Annotated in this window: 17 protein-coding genes, 1 tRNA gene and 1 pseudogene; 15 read left to right on the forward strand and 4 right to left on the reverse strand. The window is 65.9% G+C overall.

Annotated features, from left to right (window positions below):
• The first annotated feature begins 420 nt into the window (after window positions 1-420).
• The 4 genes from APS40_RS16935 (at window position 421) to APS40_RS25470 (ending at window position 1385) form a co-directional block, all read left to right on the forward strand.
• Window positions 421-663, forward strand: a complete 243-nt coding sequence (locus APS40_RS16935; protein WP_055048173.1) for a hypothetical protein — start codon at window positions 421-423, stop codon at window positions 661-663.
• 91 nt (window positions 664-754) lie between these two features.
• Window positions 755-979 carry a hypothetical protein gene (locus tag APS40_RS16940; protein WP_055048174.1) on the forward strand — a complete coding sequence of 75 codons (225 nt, stop codon included), beginning with the start codon at window positions 755-757 and terminating at the stop codon, window positions 977-979.
• A gap of 98 nt (window positions 980-1077) precedes the next feature.
• On the forward strand, window positions 1078-1224 hold the full coding sequence (locus APS40_RS24970) for a hypothetical protein (protein WP_156342971.1): 147 nt from the start codon (window positions 1078-1080) through the stop codon (window positions 1222-1224).
• Window positions 1225-1250: 26 nt separating this feature from the next.
• On the forward strand, window positions 1251-1385 hold the full coding sequence (locus APS40_RS25470) for a hypothetical protein (RefSeq protein WP_257720958.1): 135 nt from the start codon (window positions 1251-1253) through the stop codon (window positions 1383-1385).
• Window positions 1386-1552: 167 nt separating this feature from the next.
• On the opposite strand, the gene APS40_RS16945 is transcribed toward APS40_RS25470, so the two are convergent.
• The gene (locus APS40_RS16945) at window positions 1553-2155 is read right to left on the reverse strand and encodes a DNA-3-methyladenine glycosylase I (RefSeq protein ID WP_055048175.1); all 603 of its coding nucleotides are present in this window, start codon (window positions 2153-2155) and stop codon (window positions 1553-1555) included.
• Window positions 2156-2310: 155 nt separating this feature from the next.
• On the opposite strand from APS40_RS16945, the gene APS40_RS16950 reads away from it, so the two are divergent.
• The 4 genes from APS40_RS16950 (at window position 2311) to APS40_RS16965 (ending at window position 6026) form a co-directional block, all read left to right on the forward strand.
• Window positions 2311-2745 (forward strand): response regulator, encoded by a 435-nt coding sequence (locus tag APS40_RS16950; RefSeq protein WP_055048176.1) that lies wholly within the window; start codon window positions 2311-2313, stop codon window positions 2743-2745.
• Between the two features lie 58 nt (window positions 2746-2803).
• A complete protein-coding gene (locus APS40_RS16955; protein ID WP_055048177.1) occupies window positions 2804-3283 on the forward strand; it encodes an SRPBCC family protein in 480 nt (159 codons plus the stop codon).
• A 178-nt stretch (window positions 3284-3461) separates the two neighbouring features.
• Window positions 3462-4085: a L,D-transpeptidase gene (locus APS40_RS16960; protein ID WP_055048178.1), complete on the forward strand. Its 624-nt coding sequence runs from the start codon at window positions 3462-3464 to the stop codon at window positions 4083-4085.
• Window positions 4086-4136: 51 nt separating this feature from the next.
• Window positions 4137-6026, forward strand: a complete 1890-nt coding sequence (locus APS40_RS16965; protein WP_055048179.1) for a TadE/TadG family type IV pilus assembly protein — start codon at window positions 4137-4139, stop codon at window positions 6024-6026.
• 1 nt (window position 6027) lies between these two features.
• On the opposite strand, the gene APS40_RS16970 is transcribed toward APS40_RS16965, so the two are convergent.
• The 3 genes from APS40_RS16970 to APS40_RS16980 all read right to left on the reverse strand — a co-directional run bounded on the left by APS40_RS16970 (window position 6028) and on the right by APS40_RS16980 (window position 7133).
• On the reverse strand, window positions 6028-6252 hold the full coding sequence (locus APS40_RS16970) for a hypothetical protein (protein ID WP_055048180.1): 225 nt from the start codon (window positions 6250-6252) through the stop codon (window positions 6028-6030).
• 144 nt (window positions 6253-6396) lie between these two features.
• Window positions 6397-6960, reverse strand: coding sequence for an AAA family ATPase (locus APS40_RS16975; RefSeq protein ID WP_055048181.1), 564 nt, complete (start codon window positions 6958-6960; stop codon window positions 6397-6399).
• Between the two features lie 96 nt (window positions 6961-7056).
• A tRNA-His gene (locus tag APS40_RS16980) sits at window positions 7057-7133 on the reverse strand.
• Window positions 7134-7357: 224 nt separating this feature from the next.
• Here APS40_RS16980 and APS40_RS16985 point away from each other — a divergent pair.
• From APS40_RS16985 to APS40_RS25375, 7 genes and pseudogenes are all read left to right on the forward strand, one after another.
• Complete coding sequence (locus APS40_RS16985) at window positions 7358-10177, forward strand: sensor histidine kinase (RefSeq protein ID WP_055048182.1); 2820 nt, start codon at window positions 7358-7360, stop codon at window positions 10175-10177.
• A gap of 100 nt (window positions 10178-10277) precedes the next feature.
• Window positions 10278-11309 carry an extracellular solute-binding protein gene (locus APS40_RS16990; RefSeq protein ID WP_055048183.1) on the forward strand — a complete coding sequence of 344 codons (1032 nt, stop codon included), beginning with the start codon at window positions 10278-10280 and terminating at the stop codon, window positions 11307-11309.
• A 207-nt stretch (window positions 11310-11516) separates the two neighbouring features.
• Window positions 11517-12563 carry an extracellular solute-binding protein gene (locus APS40_RS16995; protein ID WP_055048184.1) on the forward strand — a complete coding sequence of 349 codons (1047 nt, stop codon included), beginning with the start codon at window positions 11517-11519 and terminating at the stop codon, window positions 12561-12563.
• A 114-nt stretch (window positions 12564-12677) separates the two neighbouring features.
• Window positions 12678-14273 (forward strand): ABC transporter permease, encoded by a 1596-nt coding sequence (locus tag APS40_RS17000; protein ID WP_055048185.1) that lies wholly within the window; start codon window positions 12678-12680, stop codon window positions 14271-14273.
• 89 nt (window positions 14274-14362) lie between these two features.
• A complete protein-coding gene (locus tag APS40_RS17005; protein WP_055048186.1) occupies window positions 14363-15208 on the forward strand; it encodes an ABC transporter permease subunit in 846 nt (281 codons plus the stop codon).
• Window positions 15205-16014, forward strand: coding sequence for a hypothetical protein (locus tag APS40_RS17010; protein ID WP_055048187.1), 810 nt, complete (start codon window positions 15205-15207; stop codon window positions 16012-16014). The genes APS40_RS17005 and APS40_RS17010 overlap by 4 nt, the downstream gene beginning before the upstream one ends.
• Window positions 16015-16540: 526 nt before the next feature.
• Window positions 16541-17089, forward strand: a pseudogene (locus APS40_RS25375) (ATP-binding cassette domain-containing protein); the annotation flags it as partial.
• Between the last annotated feature and the right edge of the window lie 170 nt (window positions 17090-17259).

Raw genomic sequence — 17259 nt, forward strand, 5'->3', positions numbered from 1 at the left:
TGTCTGCTGGTCAGAGCCCGGAATCTGAGGCTGGTTCCTAACGGAAAGCCCCCGTCGACTCAAGGAAAGCACCTGTGTCTTTGCGGCAACAGTAACATGCGTGGTGCGTCAGCCTGTCGCATCAGGGGTTGGCTTCGGTTTCGAGTCGGCGTATCAGCCCCTTCGTCCAACGCCAACCACAGAGGAGGCGACGCATGATTCATTCGATGTTCGTTTCCGGTCCTGGCGTGACCAAAGCTGGCCTCAATCGCGCCTAAACCGCGCCGGCCCCTCCCCAGGGCCTCTTTCTCCAGCTCTCTCTAGCCTCGACTAGTCTTCAGCAACCGGTCTCGCCATCCGGCGCCTTCGCGTCCGGATTCCGTCGCCACCACCATTGTCTCTTCACCAGAGGACCGGGCCGCATTGTGCCCGGACGAAATCATGACTCTCGAACTGCAGACCCGTGCTCCGGCACGTTCGCACCGCGCTCTCGCGCACACCCATGTCGGCGTCGCCGGCGCGCTGGTTTCAGCCGCCGTCACGATGCTTGCCAACGCCCAGCTGGCCCGCGCGGGGCGACGCTACAAGTCGCGCGGCTCGCCACCTGTGCCCCAGCATCTCCGTCGCGATCTCGGGCTGATGCCCGAGGTGATGGAGCCGAAAAGCCACTGGGACTATCGGTAAGCGCCTGCTGCGGTCTCGCATGAGGCCGCAGCGGTCCGCCGTCGTCCCTCTGCTTCGCATCAGAGGACCGGGTTTCCGCCCGGCAATTGAGATGGTTCTCATCGTACGGGACCGTGACACGTCACGCGTCCTCAGCCCGCCCCAATTCGACATCGGGCAGATTGGCTTCATCGGCCGAATTAGGCTGTTCATCGCCCGGCGCCGCGCCGATGCGATGCTCCGTCGCTTGCTCCGGCCCTATCGCCGGGGCAGCGCCGCGCCGCTGTCGCCACACCTGCTCAGGGATATCGGGCTGCCGCCCGACTTCCGGATGTAGGCCGAGGGGCGCCGGTCCCGGACAAGCCCTCGCCGGGCCGGTGCCCGTCACCAGATTCATCATTCAAGGAGCCGGCGCTGACGCGTCCGGACACGCTCATGTTTTTGTTCAACCGCCCCGGCCAACAGCGCCGGAAGCCACGTCCCAATCAGTCCGAGCTGCCGCGCGAGCGGCAGAAAGACGGTCTGCCGCTCGTCGGCAACATCACCGGCCTCGAACTCATGGCCCTGTTCATGAGCCGATGACCCAACGCATCCGAGAGGACGACACCATGTTCTTCCCCCGTAAGCCCGGCCTGCGCCGCGGCCCGCAAAAGCCGAAACATCCCCTCAACCCGGACGATGAACTGCGCCCGCAACTCAGGCTGTCCAAGCTCGAACTGATGGCGCTGCTGCTGATCAGGTAGTCGATCTGATCGATGAGAAGCGGCCTCGTGCTACGCGCACGCGCCTCAAACTCGGTGTCATTCCCGCGAAAGCGGGAACCTCTGTTTCCGTGCCGGCAGCGCCATCGCAAACGGAGATCCCCGCTTTCGCGGGGATGACACTGAGAATGGGCGCAAATACTTGGAGGCTATTTCGGCCGCTTCAGCGCCTGGCGCTCTCCCTCCGCCTCCGCCCGGCAGAAGCAGCCGTCGACGTGATCGTTCACCAGCCCCATCGCCTGCATGAAGGCGTAGCTGGTGGTGGGGCCCACGAACGAGAAGCCGCGCTTGCGCAGATCCTTGCTCATCGTCTTGGACGCCGCGGTTTCGGCAGGGATGCTGCCCGAGACGATCGGCCCCTTCACCGGCTCCGGCTCGAAGCTCCAGAAATATGCGGCCAATGAGCCGAATTCCTTCTGCACCTCCAGCGCCCGTTTGGCGTTGTTGATGGTCGAGGCGATCTTGCCGCGATGCCGGATGATGCCGGCATCCTGGAGCAGCCGTTCGATATCGGCCTCGCCCATCGCCGCGACCTTGCCGAGATCGAAGCCATGGAACGCAGCGCGAAAGTTCTCGCGCTTCCTGAGGATGGTGATCCACGCCAGCCCCGACTGGAAGCCTTCGAGGCAGAGTTTTTCGAACAGCCTGGTATCATCGGTGACCGGCCGCCCCCATTCGCGGTCGTGATAATGCTGGTATAGCGCGTCGCTCCCCGCCCAGCTGCAGCGCGTCACCTCGTTCGGCGTTGACATGGTTAACTCCTGGTAAATAGATGGCCCCGCGTGGCGGGATGAAGCAAGTCGCCGACTTTTCGTCTCCAACCTCGCGGCGAGCAACCCGGATTGGACGTCCGCGCGCTTCGACCTCGCGACCATGACTGGCGAAGCGGCTGGGGGGCCAAACGCCGATGATTCTGCCACAGGACCTCAAAGCGCTTGTCGTCGACGACAATGCCTATGCGCGCGCCGCCGTGGCGGCAACCCTGCGCAAGCTCGGCCTCGTCTCGATCGATGAGCTCACCGGCGCGGCGGCGGCCGTGGGTGCCATCCAGGCGACGCGCTACGACATCATGTTCATGGATTGGTACATGCCGGAAATGAATGGCGCGGCGCTGCTCGAAGTCATCCGCGATCCCCGGTTTTCTGCCCATGGCCGGGTCCCCGTGGTGATGATCACCGCCTATCCAAACCGCGAGACCATGGCGCGCGCCAGGCAGCTGGGCGCCGGCGAGGTGCTCACCAAGCCGTTCACGATCGCCCATGCCGCCGCTGCCCTGGCTCGCCTGTTGCCGGATGGCTGGCAGATCCCCGCGGACGCGGACCCGGGGCAGGTGCTGTTGTAGGCTTGACCATTAATAACCAAATAGTTATAGAACATTCAGGTTATAGATGGAGACCCCAATGTCCGCAGCTCTCACAATCACCCACCCGTCAGACAACGCCGTCACCGTGTCGCGCAGCTTCGATGCGCCTCAGGACCTGGTCTTTGCCTGCCACACCCAGCCCCAACTGGTGCAGCGCTGGCAGCTCGGCCCGCCGGGCTGGAGCATGCCGATCTGCGAGATCGACCTCAGGGTCGGTGGCGCCTATCGCTATGTCTGGCGCAGCGACGCTGACGCCTCCGAGTTCGGCTTTACTGGCCGGTTCCGTGAGATCGTCGTCCCCGTGCGCATCGTTCACACCGAGGGCATGATCGGCACCCCCGGCGAGGCGGTGGTCACCACCACCTTCGAGGAGCGAGCCGGCCGCACGGTGCTGACCCTCACCATGAGCTTCGAAAGCCAGGAGGTTCGCGACCAGGTCCTGCTCACCGGCATGACGGATGGCATGGCCCAGAGCTACGACCGCCTGGATGAACTGTTGTCCGAGAAGGTCGCGTAACTCACCCTGTTGCCGCAGTGGTTGATGGCGCTGGCGAGCGCCGTCAACAGACGAGCGGGCGTCGGCGCCTCACTTTCACTTAACCACCTTCCTTCACGCCCCGTTCGATATTGTCATAAATACTGCGCAGCGCCCGGCCTCCGTCGGGCGCTCGCGTATCAATGATGAGTGTGCGCCAATGCTGCGTTTGTCCCGAGCGGTGCTCGCCGCCGCCGCCTGCCTCGTGTCCTTCTCGGTCTTCGCCGATACTGCCAGCGCCGCGCAGGGCCTGTTCATGTTCGATCTGCAGTCGCGCCCGTCGCTGCACGACTCCAAGCCCCGTGCGGGCTACAAGCTAAAGAGCAGCAAGGTGCGCCTTGCCCCCGAGTTCCGGCGGCAGATCGTCGCCTACAAGACCAACCAGAAGCCCGGCACCATCATCGTCAACACCGGCGAGAAGCACCTCTATCTGGTGCTTGGTGACGGCAAGGCGCTGCGCTACGGCATCGGCACCGCTCGCAGCGGTTTCGAATGGAGCGGTACGCACAAGGTTTCCAACAAGCGCGAATGGCCCGGCTGGACGCCGCCGGCGGAGATGAAGCGCCGCCAGCCGAACCTGCCGGACTACATGCCCGGCGGCATCAACAATCCGCTCGGCGCCCGCGCCATCTATATCGGCTCGACTCTCTACCGCATCCACGGCACCAACGAGCCCTGGACTATCGGCCAGGACGTCTCGTCCGGGTGCATCCGCATGGTCAACGATGATGTCGAAGACCTCTACGCGCGCGTCAAAATTGGCGCGAAGGTGATTGTGCTTTAGTTAGGATTTTCAGCGACACTAACGCCGGAATTCTGGGGGCTTTCCGGCGTCATGCGCGGCACTTTCGACCTTCTCAAGCGGTTCCGCGCCGATGAGCGCGGCGCATTTGCGGTCATCTTCGGCCTGCTGGCGATCGTCCTCGTCGCCATGGCCGGCGCCGCCGTGGACTACACCGGGATGGAAACGGCCCGAGCCAAGGCGCAGATCGCGCTGGACTCCGCCGCTCTGGGTCTCGCTCCCAAGATTTACGCCCAGACTGAAGAGCAACTGCGCAAGTCCGCCGAGGATCTCGTCAAGGAGCGACTGAACGATTCCACCCTGACGGTCTCCGTCGACTCCGCCGACGCGACGACCGCCACCGGGACGTTGAAGCTCGAGGGCAAGATCACCGTCCCGATGGCGTTCGTGCAACTTATCGGCATTCCCACGATGACCACGAAGCTCACTTCAGAGGCGACCCGCGGCTCTATCAATCTCGAAGTGTCAGTGGCGCTCGATACCACAGGGTCGATGGGATCGACCGGCATCTCCACTTTGCAGACGGCGCTCTCGACGCTTATCCCATTGGTCGTCAAGGACCAGCAGGTGCCAACCTATTCCAAGATGGCGTTGGTGCCGTATTCGACAGCTGTGAACGTGGGTGCCGACTATGCCGTCGGGGCACGCGGGCCAGTCGTGCCGCCAAAGACGATAACTGCCATTGATTGGAAGAACGGCGTCGTAAGAAACATCAAGAGTATTAGCAAGACCAACCCGGCCGTGGTAACGACGACCGCGAACCATGGTTATATTACCGGAGAATTCGTCTACATCGCTGGCGTTGGCGGTATGAACCAGGTGAATAGCAAGAAATATAAGGTGGTCGTGCTTACGAACACCACTTTCTCGCTTCAGACTGTGGCCGGAGTGGGGGTTAACGCCACGGGATATTCCACCGCAAGCAACAACACCGGGACGTCCCAGCGCTGCTATCTCGCCACATGCGACATCGTCGTGACGACGTCAGACGATCACGGACTGGTGACCGGACAAACTGCCATGTTCACCGGTGTCAACGGAATGACGCAGCTGAACTTCGACTTTACCACGAAGACCTCATCCGCGACCTACAATAAGCCATGGTTCGTGGTGACCAGGCTGACGAACAATATGTTCGCACTGGACGGAACCGACGGAACAGATTCTAGCAAGGGAGGTGGCTACGGCGCCTATACCTCCGGCGGATTGTCATATTGCGTACTGTATGGGTGCACCTACTATCGCTACCGTACAGACAGGCCACCCTATAAGGCCACGGCGAGCTGCGTTACCGAGCGGATGACGAACAGCTTCAACGACGTTGCGCCGAGCAACACTCTGCTCTCCATCAACTATACCAGCGACGGCGTCTGCGGCATCAACGAGAAGATGTTGCCATTGACGTCGGACAAGGCGGAACTGCAGAAGTACACCGCCTCCGGCGCGCTCAAGGCTAGCGGCAATACCGCCGGACAGATCGGCACGGCCTGGGCCTGGTACCTCGTGGCGCCAACTTTTGGAGAGTTGTTCGCCACCCCCGGCAAGCCCGCCACCTACGACGCGCCCAACACGCTTAAGATCGTCATCATCATGACCGATGGCGCCTACAATCAGGAGTATTGCCGAGGCGTCGTCGCTGGTAATACTGCGACCTCCGCAACCTGTAGCGCTCCGGACGGCACCACCGGCACCATGACCGGTCCTTTTGGCCAAGCCGAGGACCTCTGTTACAACATGAAGCAGAAGGGGGTCGTAATTTACACCGTCGGCTTTAACCTCGGTACCAGTGGCAACGAAGTCGATCTGCTGAAGAAGTGTGCGTCAGATCCCGATAAGGCAAAACTGGCCAACGACAATGCCGGTCTGGTGAAAGCCTTCCGCGAGATCGGCGAGAATATCTCCGACCTGCGCCTGTCGCAGTAGCTCAGCCCTGCAGTACGAACCGTCTGCCGCCGGGGAAGGCGGCGAGCGCGGCGCGCTGCTCGGCTTCGGTCAGGCCTTCGAAACGGATCGCCATCGGTAGTTCCGGCGCGTCGATCGGCGCCACCGGACTGGTCGGTTGCAGCCGCCCGTCGTGCGCTGCCGCCAGCCACGACTTGGCCCTGCGGCTCGCGGCCGGTGAGGTCAGTCTGAAAGCGCGGCGATCCATTGCGAATACTCCGTGGACGAGGGGCACTGCAGTAACGCGGCGATGCTACGACAGGTTGCCGGTCAACCGGGTCATTTCGCAGTCAACTCCGCGTCAGCGTGCGATCCTGTCACCCGGCGCTTGAACCCTCCACCAACGTGGCATTCATACACCGTTCACCATCGGGGCAATCCCGAGGCCGATCAGTGAGCGCACCATGGCCACTCGTTCCTCCAGCGGCAGGGCAGGGATCCGCACCAGCTCGAAGCCGAGACGCTCGTACGCCGCGATGTGGAAGCGTTCGAAGCGCCGCGACTCATCGAGGCTGATCCGCCGTGCCTCGGTCCTGGTAATGAACCCCAGGAGGTCGACGAACAGCACCCGCCGCTCGTACTGGGCCGACGCGACCATCGACGCGATCGATTCGATGAGCGCATCCGGCACCGGGTGTCCCAGATATTCAGCCAGCGCCAGCGTGCAGACCAGCGAGCGGTCGGACACGCGCACGTTGCCGGTCGCCGGCCGAGCGGCCCGCTGCAGCTGCAACCGCGCGATGTCGTCGATGAACTCAGGTCGACGCCATGATTCGTCGATCCCGCGCCCCTGGTCCAGCGCGATCACGTCGGTCGCCGCCTCCTCGACCACATCGATGCCGCCGGCTTCGAGCGCCCTGACAATGACGGTTTTGCCGGCGCCAGGGGCACCGGTCAGGATGAATTCGCGGGCCATGGCCTCGCTCCATGTGAGGGATATGCAGGACCGGACAGGCCAGCGTCAGGTCAGTTCAGCGGGGGATTTTTGCCTGGTGCCGGGCCAGTGCGGGAATGGTACCGCCTCCCCGGATCGAACGGGGGACCTCTAGATCCACAATCTAGCGCTCTAACCAACTGAGCTAAGGCGGCCCGGCAAGCGCGGCGGACCATAGTTTCAGTTCTCGCTGCTGGCAAGCGCCGATTTGGCCTGTTTTCATCCCCTGTTGACGAGACCCGGTTTAACCATTGGCGACGAATGACGGCCGCTCACCTCCGGGCGATATGGACCGTGCCGGAGCCCCGGGATATTTAGAGAAGATTAAGTTCCGAGTTCGCTTTGTGTCGATTTGGCACAAGGCAGGAAAAGAGTACGCGTGCAGGCAGAGTGGATCAAATCGCCGACGGCCCGGCTGGTGCTGGTGCACTGGGCCGACGCGCGCCCCGCCTGGCTGTGGTCGCAGGATGGCGAAACGCTGCTCTGGCGCAACGACGCGGCACGCTACTTCCATGGCAAGATCAAGAAGCATGGGCTGAAGCTGGCGCCCGAGGCGGTGCCGATCAAGGGCCAGATCGCGCGTCTGATCCGGCTCGGCTCGATGGGCCGCGCCAGCCTGAGCCGCATCCAGTTCCTCGCCGGCGAGCGCCCGATCTCGACCACCTGCACCTGCACGCCGCTCGAACTGGCAGGCGGTGACACCGGCCTGCTGATCGTCGGCGTCGATCCGATCGAACCCGAACTGCTCGAAGCGCATGATCCGCTGCGCGTCGACGCGGTGACCGCCGGATTGCTGCCTGAGGGCGCCGAATTCCTGCTGGTCAGCGAGGATGGCCAGATCGCCGGCGGTTCGCGCCATGCCCTCGAGCATTACGGCCCCATCATCGAGAGCGAAGGCCTGCCTGCCGAAGGCGCCGACGCGATCGAGCTCGCCGGCCAGCCGTTGCAGCTGACCCGCTTCAAGGCCAGCCCGCATGATGCCATGCTGCTGCTGTTCGAGCCTCGTTCCGGGACGCCGGCCGCCGCTCCGCAGATCGCCGATATTCGCGCTGACGAAGGGATAGTCGCGCTCGAAGACGCGTTCCCGCTGCCGGCGCCTGGGGTGCCCGAGCCCGAGCCGCTGCTGCCGATGGGCTTGCCGCCGCTCGAACGCGCCGACGACGAACCGGCAATCGCCGAGGAAGACAACTGGGTCGAGCCGATTCCGGCCGCCCCCGAGGTGCCGGGCACGCTCGCCTCGCTGTTCGACCGCCTCGCCGACGATGGCGGCCTCTACACTGCGCTCAATCCCGGCGACGAGCACTTCGCCGGGCCGCCGCCCGCGATCGTCGAGCAACCGCTGGTGCCCGAGCTGATCGAAACTGAGGTCGCCCCGGCTCCCGAGTTGCCGGATGAACCGATCGCCGCAGCTGTTCCGGCAGTGCCCCAGCTCGACGTCATTGCCGCCCTGATCGACTTCGCCGAAGAAGAGGAAAGCCTCGCCGGCTCTGAGACGGTCGAAGAACCGCAGGCTGCTCCGCCGACGGTATGGCGTGTGATCGGCCGTGGCTTCGCCGCGATCGATCAGGATCAGCCGGCCGAGCCTCCGCCGCCGGAGCTGCCGGCGGCCGACGACGAGGCGGCCGAAGCGGCCGCCGCGATACCGGATGCCGAGACGGTCGAGCGGGTCTCGCGTTACAATTTCGACGAGTTGAGCCGGATCCTCACCGACCGGGTCAGCGCCCACCCGGTCGCACCGCCGGCGGATGAGCCGGCTGCCCCGCCGGCTGCGGCCAATGACGGCGCGCTGATCAACCTCACCGGCGAGACCTTCATCCTCAACCGGCTGCCGCTCGGCATCCTGGTGTTCCGCGACCAGCAGGTCCTGTTCGCCAATCGCGCGCTGACCGACCTGACCGGCTACGAGTCGGTCGAAAGCCTGCGTGCCGCCGGCCTCACCGCCATCTTCCCTTCGGAGGATGCGGCCTCCGCCGGCCCGGTGACACAACTGGTGCGCCGCGATGGCAGCCTTGCTTCGGTCAATGCCCGGCTGCAATCGATCACCTGGCAGGGGCGCCCGGCGCTGATGCTGTCGGCGAGCGTCGCCGAGAACCGCATCGGTCACGAGGCGGCAGTTCGCACCTTCGCCGAGCTTGCTGCAGAGACCGGCGACGATGGCTTTCTCGCCGCCGACCGTTCCGGCACCATCACCTCGGTCTCGCTGCACGGTCGCATCATTCTGCGCCAGGCTGAAGACGACACCGTCGGCAAGCCGCTCGCCAGCCTGATCGAGCCGTCGCAACTGGGCGACCTCAAGCGTTTCCTCGAACGCCCGGCCCGCTTTGCCGAGACGGCGCGCCCAGCCATCACCTTCGTCGGCACGGCCCCCAACACCCGCATCACCCTGTTCGCCGAAGGCCAGGCGGGCATCGTCGCCGGTTACTATGGCTTCATCCGCAAGATGGCGGGGGCGGCCTCCGTCGCTCCAGCGGCGCCGTCGCGATCGGACGATGTCGAGCCGTCCATGCTGACCCGCATCTCGCGTGGCGTCCGCCGACCGCTCAACACGGTGATCGGCTTTGCCGACCTGATCCGTTCGGCCGCCTTCGGTTCGATCGAGAACCAGCGCTACCTGGAATATGCGCAGGACATCAAGACAGCCGGCCAGGAGATCGCGACGCTGGTCGACGAACTCGATGACTACACGCGTTTGCGCGAGGGACGTTACCCGGCCCAGGCCAACGATATCGACCTGGTGACGCTGCTCGAAAGCTGCCTGATGCGCGTCCGCGGCCAGGCCGGCGAGGCGCGCGTGCTGGTGCGCAACGCCGTATCGGAGCGGCTGCCGCGCATTACGGCCGACACCGCCTCGCTGACCCAGGCCATCCTCAACCTGCTGGCCAGCGCCATCGACCAGACGCCGGTTGGCGGCTCGGTCATCCTGTCCGCCCAGCAGGAGGACGACGGCGCTGTCATCGTCAATGTCCGAGACGGCGGCGAAGCGCGCCACGACCTGGGGGAACGCTTCGTGGTGTTCCGCGATGGCGTCGGCAAGGACGGCGAGGCGCTGCAGCCGGTACGCTCCAGCGTCGGGCTGGCGCTGACCCGCTCGCTGCTCGCCGTCAATGCCCTCCAGCTGTCCGTGGACCCGGCGGTCGGCGTCGGCACCATGTTCTCGTTGCTGATCCCGGCCGACCTGGTGCGCGAGATCGGCCAATGAGCCGCGGCGCCGGCCGTTCACGATCCGGTTTGTTGACTTGCCCGGTCAGAAAAAGCAAAAACCACCGCGAGCGGAAAGTTCCCGCGATCCGGATCCGATCATGACCAGCAGCTTGCGCCTCGTACCCGTCCTCCTTCTCACGCTGGCGGCGGGACCGGCTTTCGCGCAGAGCGGCGAAGTCAATGTCTACAGCTACCGCGAACCGGGGCTGATCCAGCCGCTGCTCGACAAGTTCACCGCTGAGACCGGCATCAAGACCAACGTGCTGTTTGCCGGCGATGGCCTGCTCGAGCGCGTCGCGGCGGAGGGCGAGCTGTCGCCGGCCGACGTGGTGCTCACCGTCGATATCGGCAACCTCGCCAATGCCAAGGATTTCGGCATCACCCAGACCATTCCGGCCGAGGCGCAGGCGCGGGTGCCCGCTGCCTACCAGGATCCGGACGGGCAGTGGATCGCGTTGTCCCTGCGGGCCCGCGTCTTCTACGCCAGCAAGGACCGCGTCGCCGAGACGGCCCTCACCTACGAGGATATCGCCAAGCCGGAATGGAAGGGGCGGCTGTGCACGCGCTCCGGCCAGCACGTCTACAATATCGGGCTGATCGCCACGCGCATCGCCCATTGGGGCGTCGACAAGACGCGCGACTGGCTGACCAAGGTGCGCGACAACCTGAATGGTCCGGTGTCGGGCGCCGACCGCGATCAGGTGAAGAAGATTCTCGACGGCAGCTGCGACCTCGCGATCGGCAACACCTATTACATGGGGCTGATGCTCAACAACGACGCTGAGCCCGAACAGAAGACCTGGGCCGCCGCGGCCCGCATCATCTACCCGGATCCTGACGGCGACGGCACCCAGGTCAACGTTTCCGGCGCGGTGATCGCCAAATATGCCCCCAACCAGGCCAACGCGCAGAAGCTGGTGGAATTCCTGCTCTCAGACGAAGCCCAACACCTTTATGCCAGCGGCAACTACGAGTTCCCCGTGGTCGCCGGCGTGCCGCCTTCCGACCTTGTCGCCAGTTGGGGCGAGCTCAAGGCCGACAAGACCCCGCTGACCGAGATCGCGGCGCATCGCAAGGAGGCCAGCGCGCTGGTCGACGAACTGCGCTTCGACGAAGGCCCGCAACCCTGATCGGACACGTTGCCGCAGTCCCGGATGCAGTGGCCGGCGCGGAAACCGGCGGCTTGGCTGGCGACTCCCTGCTCGTTCTGGAACGGTTCTAAAAGACTGTCGCAAACCGCCGGCAATCTGCGTCGACGGATTGTTGACATTGGGCGTCAGAATTCGTGTTTGCCCCTGTCACCGGCGCCTCCTGGGCGCCGTTCGCAGGAGATTCAGATGACCATGACGATGCGACTGTCCGCTGCGCTGCTTGGCGCCGCGATGATTGCCGGCACCGCCGGGCCGAGCTTTGCCCAGAGTGGCGAAGTCAATATCTACAGCTACCGTGAGCCCGGCCTGATCCAGCCGCTGCTCGACAAATTCTCTGCCGCCACCGGCGTCAAGGCCACCGTGCTCTATGCCGGCGACGGCCTGCTCGAACGCGTCGCGGCCGAAGGCGAACTGTCGCCCGTCGATGTGGTGCTGACCGTCGATATCGGCAATCTGGTCGGCGCCAAGACGCAGGGGCTCACCCAGCCGATCACCGCCGCCGCGTTGACCGAGCGCCTGTCGCCCGAGTTCCGCGACGCCGAGGGCCACTGGGCCGCGCTGTCGCTGCGCGCCCGCGTCTTCTACGTCAGCAAGGACCGCGTCGACGCTACCGCGCTGACCTACGAGGATATCGCCAAGCCGGAGTGGAAGGGGCGCCTCTGCACCCGTCCGGGCGACCACGCCTACAATATCGGCCTCGTCGCCAACCGCATCGCCGCCTGGGGCGAGGACAAGACCCGCACTTGGCTCGCCGCGGTGCGTGACAACATGTCGGCGCCGCCCGCCGGCAACGACCGCGCCCAGGTCAAGGCAATCCTCGAAGGCTCGTGCGATCTCGCCATCGCCAATACTTACTACATGGGCCTGATGCTGAATAACGACGCCGAGCCCGAGCAGAAGCAGTGGGCCGCTTCGGCGCGCATCGTCTACCCCGACGCCGAGGGCGAGGGCACCCAGGTAAACGCCGCCGGCGCGTTCATCGCCAAATACGCGCCGAACCTCGAGAACGCCAACAAACTGGTCGAATTCCTGCTCTCCGACGAGGCGCAGCAGCTTTACGCCGATGCCAACTACGAGTATCCGGCGGTGACCAGCGTCCAGCCGGCCGAACTGACCCAGAGTTGGGGCACGCTCAACCCCTCGAAGGTCTCGCTCACCGCCACTGCCGATTTCCGCGACGAAGCGGCGGCGCTGATCGATGAGCTGAAGTTCAACGAGGGCGCGCAGAACTAGCGAGGGGAGGAGGCGGCGCACTCGGCGCCCCCCCTTCACCAGCGGAACCATAGCGGAGGCTGAACCATCAGCCGGACGACCGCAACAGTAACGAGATCCGGAACCGGCGGGGGCATGCTCCCGCCGCTTTCGGCCATTCTGCTGCTGGCCCTGATGGGCCTGCCGATCCTGTGGCTGGCCGTCGCGGCGCTCGACACCACCGGCGCCGGTGGTCTCGCTGCCGCCATGCTGCCGACGGCGCTGCGCGAGACGGCGACGCTGATGGCATGGGTCGGGCTGATCACCGGCATTCTCGGCCTCGTCTCTGCCTGGCTGGTGACCCATTTCGAGTTCCCGGGCCGTCGCATCTTCGAATGGGCGCTGGTGCTGCCGCTGGCCACCCCGACCTATCTGGCGGCCTACACCTACGTCGAGTTCCTCGATTTCACCGGTCCGATCCAGCAGGCGCTGCGCGCCGTCATCGGTGGGGAAACCATCAAGGATTACTGGTTCCCGCAGATCAAAAGCCCCACCGGCGCCGCCTTCGTGCTCTCGATGGTGCTCTATCCCTACGTCTACGCCTCCTGCCGGGCCTTCTTCGTCATGCAGTCGGGCTCCATTTCGGCGGCCGCCCGGACGCTTGGGGCAGGGGGCTTTCGCGCCTTCTTCTCGGTTACCTTGCCGCTCAGTCGTCCCGCCCTCGTCGTCGGCATCACGCTGGCCATGATGGAGGTGGTGAACGACCTGGGCGCCGTGCAATATTTCGGCGTCAACAGCCTCACCGCGGTGATCTATTCCACCTGGATCAACCGCTCGAACTTCGGCGGCGCCGCGCAACTGGCGGTGATGATCGTGCTCATCATCGGCCTGTTGATCCTGCTCGAACAATGGGCCCGCCGCGACCGCGTCTACGCGCTGCATCGCGACAGCCGCGTCGCTCCGCCGCGCGAGCAACTGGTCGGCGCCGAACGCGCCCTCGCCATCGGCTTCTGCACCATCCTGCTGCTGCTCGGCTTTGGCGTTCCGGTGGGCGAGCTGCTGGTGCTCGCCATCCGCAATCTCGGCCCGGATGCGCTCGGCCTTACCCTCAATGCCGGCCTCACCACGGTGACGCTGGCGGCGCTCGGCGCCTTCATTACCGTGTGCGTCGGGCTCATCGCCGCGCGCCTCGCGAGGTCGCGCTCGGCCCACGGGCTGATCCGCATCGCCACCCTCGGCTACGCCATTCCGGGCACCGTGCTGGCGCTGGGCCTGCTGCAACCGCTTGGCCAGGCCGATCTGTGGTTCAACCGCCTGACCATGGCCGTCGCCAATTGGCGCCCCGGCCTCATCCTCTCCGGCTCGATCGCCGCGCTGCTTTATGTCTACGCCATCCGTTTTCTCGCCGTGTCGCACTCCACCATCGATGCGGCGATCAGGAAGCGTGGCGATACCATGCTCGATGCCGGCCGCGTACTTGGCGTGACCGGCTGGCGACTGTTGTTGCGGGTCGATCTGCCGACCCTGTCGCCGGCTCTGCTGACGGCAGCGACGCTGGTCTTCGTCGAGATCGTCAAGGAGCTCCCGGCAACGCTGTTGCTGCGGCCGCTCGGCGTCGAAACACTGGCCACCGTTGTCTACGCCCGCGCCAATGTGAGCCTGTTCACTGAAGCGGCGCTGCCGGCGCTGACGATTGTCTTGGTCGGTCTGGTGCCGGTGGTGCTTTCCACCCGTTTCAGCGATCGGCGCTGATGCGATACATTGGAAATTAACCGGTCATTGACTAAGCATTAGCCGGTTCGGTCTTTCCTCAACTTGGTCGGTTCCTGGGGCGCCGGGGCATGCGAGATTACGTCCTCACGCGGCTCGCGTTGGCAGCGGCAACCATCCTCGGAGCCGCGGTGCTGCTGTTCGTCGTCCTCGACCTCCTGCCCGGCGCCGGAGCCGGCGACCGTTCCCCCTGGGCCCGCTTTGCTGGACTGTTCACCGGCGACACCGGAGCGCCCAACACGTTTGGCGAGCGGCTCGCCGTCACTCTGCCGCTGGCCCTCCTGGCATTGCTGGTGGCCACTCTCGTCGGCATTGGTCTCGGGCTCGCGGCCGGGCGCTTCCCCGGCTTGATCGACAGGCTGGTGCGCCTCGCCGCGGCGCTGCTGGCGCTGCTGCCGCCGTTCTGGCTCGGCATGTTGCTGGCGTTGCTGTTCGCCGGGCTGCTGCGGCTGTTGCCGGCGAGCGGTTTCGTGCCCTGGGGCGACAGCCCACCTGCCGCCTTTGCGTCGTTGCTGTTGCCGGCCGCCGCTCTTGGCCTCCCCTATGCCGGTCAACTGGCGCTGCGTGTTCGTCGCGAGCTCGCCGCCATCGATGCCCGCGAGCTGTTTCGGTTGCGCGCCGACGGCGTCGCCGCCGCCGAGGCGACATGGCGCCTCGGCCTTGCCCGGCTGCGAGCCGACCTGCCGCAGACTTTGGGGCGCACCTTTGCCGCATTGCTGATCGGCTCGGCCCTGGTCGAGAGCGTGTTCTACCTGCCGGGCTTGGGGCGGCAGATTCTGGGAGCAGCCGAGCAGCACGACCTTGCGCTGCTGCGCGGTGGCCTGTTCCTGCTGATCGTGGTTGCGACTATCGGGGCTTTGCTGCTGGCCCTCCTGCGCCTGCTGATCGATCCCGCGATGCGTGGGGAGCCACGATGAGCCTCGAGGCGGCGCCGGCACGGCCAGGGATTGACCTGCGAGTGATATTCGGCGCGGCGCCGGCGCTGCTTGTCGTTGCGCTTGCCCTAGTCTCGCTGGCCTGGACCCCGCACGGCGCCGCGCTGCTGACGCCGCTGGCCGAGCCGGATGCAGCGCACTGGATCGGCACCGATGCGGCTGGGAGAGACGCCGCCTCGCTGCTCATGTCGGCGACGCTGACCACTCTGCTGCTGGCCTTGTTCGGCACGCTTGCCAGCCTGTTCATCGGTGTTCCGGTCGGTGTCGCGCTTGCCGTCCTGCGGCCGGCTGGCGCGTTGACCAGCCATGCCGTCGCGATGCTGCCGCCGGCGCTGCTCATCGGCATGGTGGCGAGCGGGCTGGGCGCATCGGCCAACCTCACGATCTTTCTCGGCATCGCTGTTCCCGGCGTGATCATCGCCGGCATCATCACCCGTCACCTGCTCGTGCCATTGTGGCAGCGCGACTACGTTCTGGCGGCACGGCTGGCCGGACTGCGGCCGCTCGCTACGGCGCAGCGCCACGTGCTGCCATGCCTGTGGCCGCAATTGGCCGCCCTCGCCCTCGAACTGCTGGCCATCTCCATCCTGGTCGAGGTGAGTCTCTCGTTTGCCGGCCTCGGGACCCTGGCGCCGGGCGCCAGCCTTGGGCTGATGCTGCGCGAGGCCCAGCAGTTCATGGCGATCCGCCCGCTGCTGGCTCTCGCTCCTGGCACGGTCGCCGTCGCCACGGCGCTGGCACTGATGCTGGCCGCCACCGGCCTCAGGGGAGCACCTCGCAGTGCTTGAGCTCGCTGGTCTCGGCATCGCCATCGCCGGCAACCGCCCCATCGCGGGGCTTGCTCTCACGCTGCCCGACGGCGCCGCCCTTGCCATCGTCGGCCGCGCCAATAGCGGCAAGAGCGTGCTGGCTGAGGCCATCGCCGGGCTGCTGCCGATCGAGGCGAGCATCGAGGGAGCCGGGCTCCCGGCAAGAGGCGCCGGCTTCGTCGGACCCGACGCCGATCTGGCAGACCTCGCTCGCCGTCTCGACCGCGGTGCCACGCTCCTGGTATGCGACGAGCCGGGCCGCGCCCTGGGACCTCTTGCGCAGCGCGAACTGCTGACGGCACTGCTCGAGGCCAACCGCGATCGACGGACGACGCTGCTCATCTTCACCCGCGACTTCCGCCTGCCCCTCGCCTTGGGGCTTGAAGTCGCCATCCTGAGCGACGGCAAGCTGGTGGAACGCGGCCCGGCTGTGGCCCTGCAGGAGCGTCCGCAGCATGCCGCGACCCGCGAACTGGTCGCCGCGGGTCGGCCGCGCACCCGCACCATGGCCCGCCCGCCCGTCGGCGAACCCCTGCTCGAGCTGCAAGACGTCGGCAGTCGCTTCGTCGACCCGCCTTTTCGTATCTGGCCGCGCCGCCCGTCGTTTGCGGCGCTCGAGAACATCACCCTCTCGGTGCGCCGGGGCGAGGCCGTCGGCCTGCTTGGCGCCGCCGGTGCCGGCAAGACGCAATTGCTGCGCCTGGTTGCCGGAGCCGGTCGCGCCAGCACTGGAAAGCTGGCGTTCGACCGCACATCCTACCGTGGGGATGATCTCGCCCGCGAGGCGCAGGCCCGTATCGGCCTGGTGTTTCCCAATCCGCGGGCCGCCTTCAACCCTGCGCTGCCCGTGGGCCTGTCGCTGACCGAGCCGCTGCGGGTCGAAGAGCAGTTGCTGATCGACGAACAGGCCGACCGCCTTGTCGAGGCGGTGCGGGTCGTCGGGCTGACCCCCGACGTGCTCGACCATCTGCCTGGCCAGTTCTCCGTCGCAGAGTTGCAGCGCCTCGCGCTGGCCCGTGCGCTGGTCGGTCGTCCGAGCCTCATCGTGCTTGACGAACCAACCGCGAGGCTCGATCCGGTGGAGACAGCCGAGTTTGTCATCCTGTTCAACCGTGTCCGCTCGGACTATGGCCTCGCCGTGCTCTGCGCCAGCCGGGATTTCGACGTGCTGCGCCTCGTCGCAGACCGCGTCCTGGTGCTCGATGCGGGCCGCCTCGTCGAAAG

The sequence above is a fragment of the Devosia sp. A16 genome, assembly GCF_001402915.1.
GTDB lineage: Bacteria > Pseudomonadota > Alphaproteobacteria > Rhizobiales > Devosiaceae > Devosia_A.

Excerpts from the sequence above, each read along its gene's own strand:
- APS40_RS17010 (WP_055048187.1), top strand. The coding sequence starts at position 15,205 with ATGAGCCTCGAGGCGGCGCCGGCACGGCCAGGGATTGACCTGCGAGTG.
- APS40_RS17005 (WP_055048186.1), top strand. The coding sequence starts at position 14,363 with ATGCGAGATTACGTCCTCACGCGGCTCGCGTTGGCAGCGGCAACCATC.
- APS40_RS16955 (WP_055048177.1), top strand. The coding sequence starts at position 2,804 with ATGTCCGCAGCTCTCACAATCACCCACCCGTCAGACAACGCCGTCACC.
- APS40_RS25470 (WP_257720958.1), top strand. The coding sequence starts at position 1,251 with ATGTTCTTCCCCCGTAAGCCCGGCCTGCGCCGCGGCCCGCAAAAGCCG.
- APS40_RS16970 (WP_055048180.1), bottom strand. The coding sequence starts at position 6,252 with ATGGATCGCCGCGCTTTCAGACTGACCTCACCGGCCGCGAGCCGCAGG.
- APS40_RS16990 (WP_055048183.1), top strand. The coding sequence starts at position 10,278 with ATGACCAGCAGCTTGCGCCTCGTACCCGTCCTCCTTCTCACGCTGGCG.
- APS40_RS24970 (WP_156342971.1), top strand. The coding sequence starts at position 1,078 with ATGTTTTTGTTCAACCGCCCCGGCCAACAGCGCCGGAAGCCACGTCCC.
- APS40_RS16940 (WP_055048174.1), top strand. The coding sequence starts at position 755 with ATGGTTCTCATCGTACGGGACCGTGACACGTCACGCGTCCTCAGCCCG.
- APS40_RS16945 (WP_055048175.1), bottom strand. The coding sequence starts at position 2,155 with ATGTCAACGCCGAACGAGGTGACGCGCTGCAGCTGGGCGGGGAGCGAC.
- APS40_RS16975 (WP_055048181.1), bottom strand. The coding sequence starts at position 6,960 with ATGGCCCGCGAATTCATCCTGACCGGTGCCCCTGGCGCCGGCAAAACC.
- APS40_RS17000 (WP_055048185.1), top strand. The coding sequence starts at position 12,678 with ATGCTCCCGCCGCTTTCGGCCATTCTGCTGCTGGCCCTGATGGGCCTG.
- APS40_RS16960 (WP_055048178.1), top strand. The coding sequence starts at position 3,462 with ATGCTGCGTTTGTCCCGAGCGGTGCTCGCCGCCGCCGCCTGCCTCGTG.
- APS40_RS16965 (WP_055048179.1), top strand. The coding sequence starts at position 4,137 with ATGCGCGGCACTTTCGACCTTCTCAAGCGGTTCCGCGCCGATGAGCGC.
- APS40_RS16950 (WP_055048176.1), top strand. The coding sequence starts at position 2,311 with ATGATTCTGCCACAGGACCTCAAAGCGCTTGTCGTCGACGACAATGCC.
- APS40_RS16995 (WP_055048184.1), top strand. The coding sequence starts at position 11,517 with ATGACCATGACGATGCGACTGTCCGCTGCGCTGCTTGGCGCCGCGATG.
- APS40_RS16935 (WP_055048173.1), top strand. The coding sequence starts at position 421 with ATGACTCTCGAACTGCAGACCCGTGCTCCGGCACGTTCGCACCGCGCT.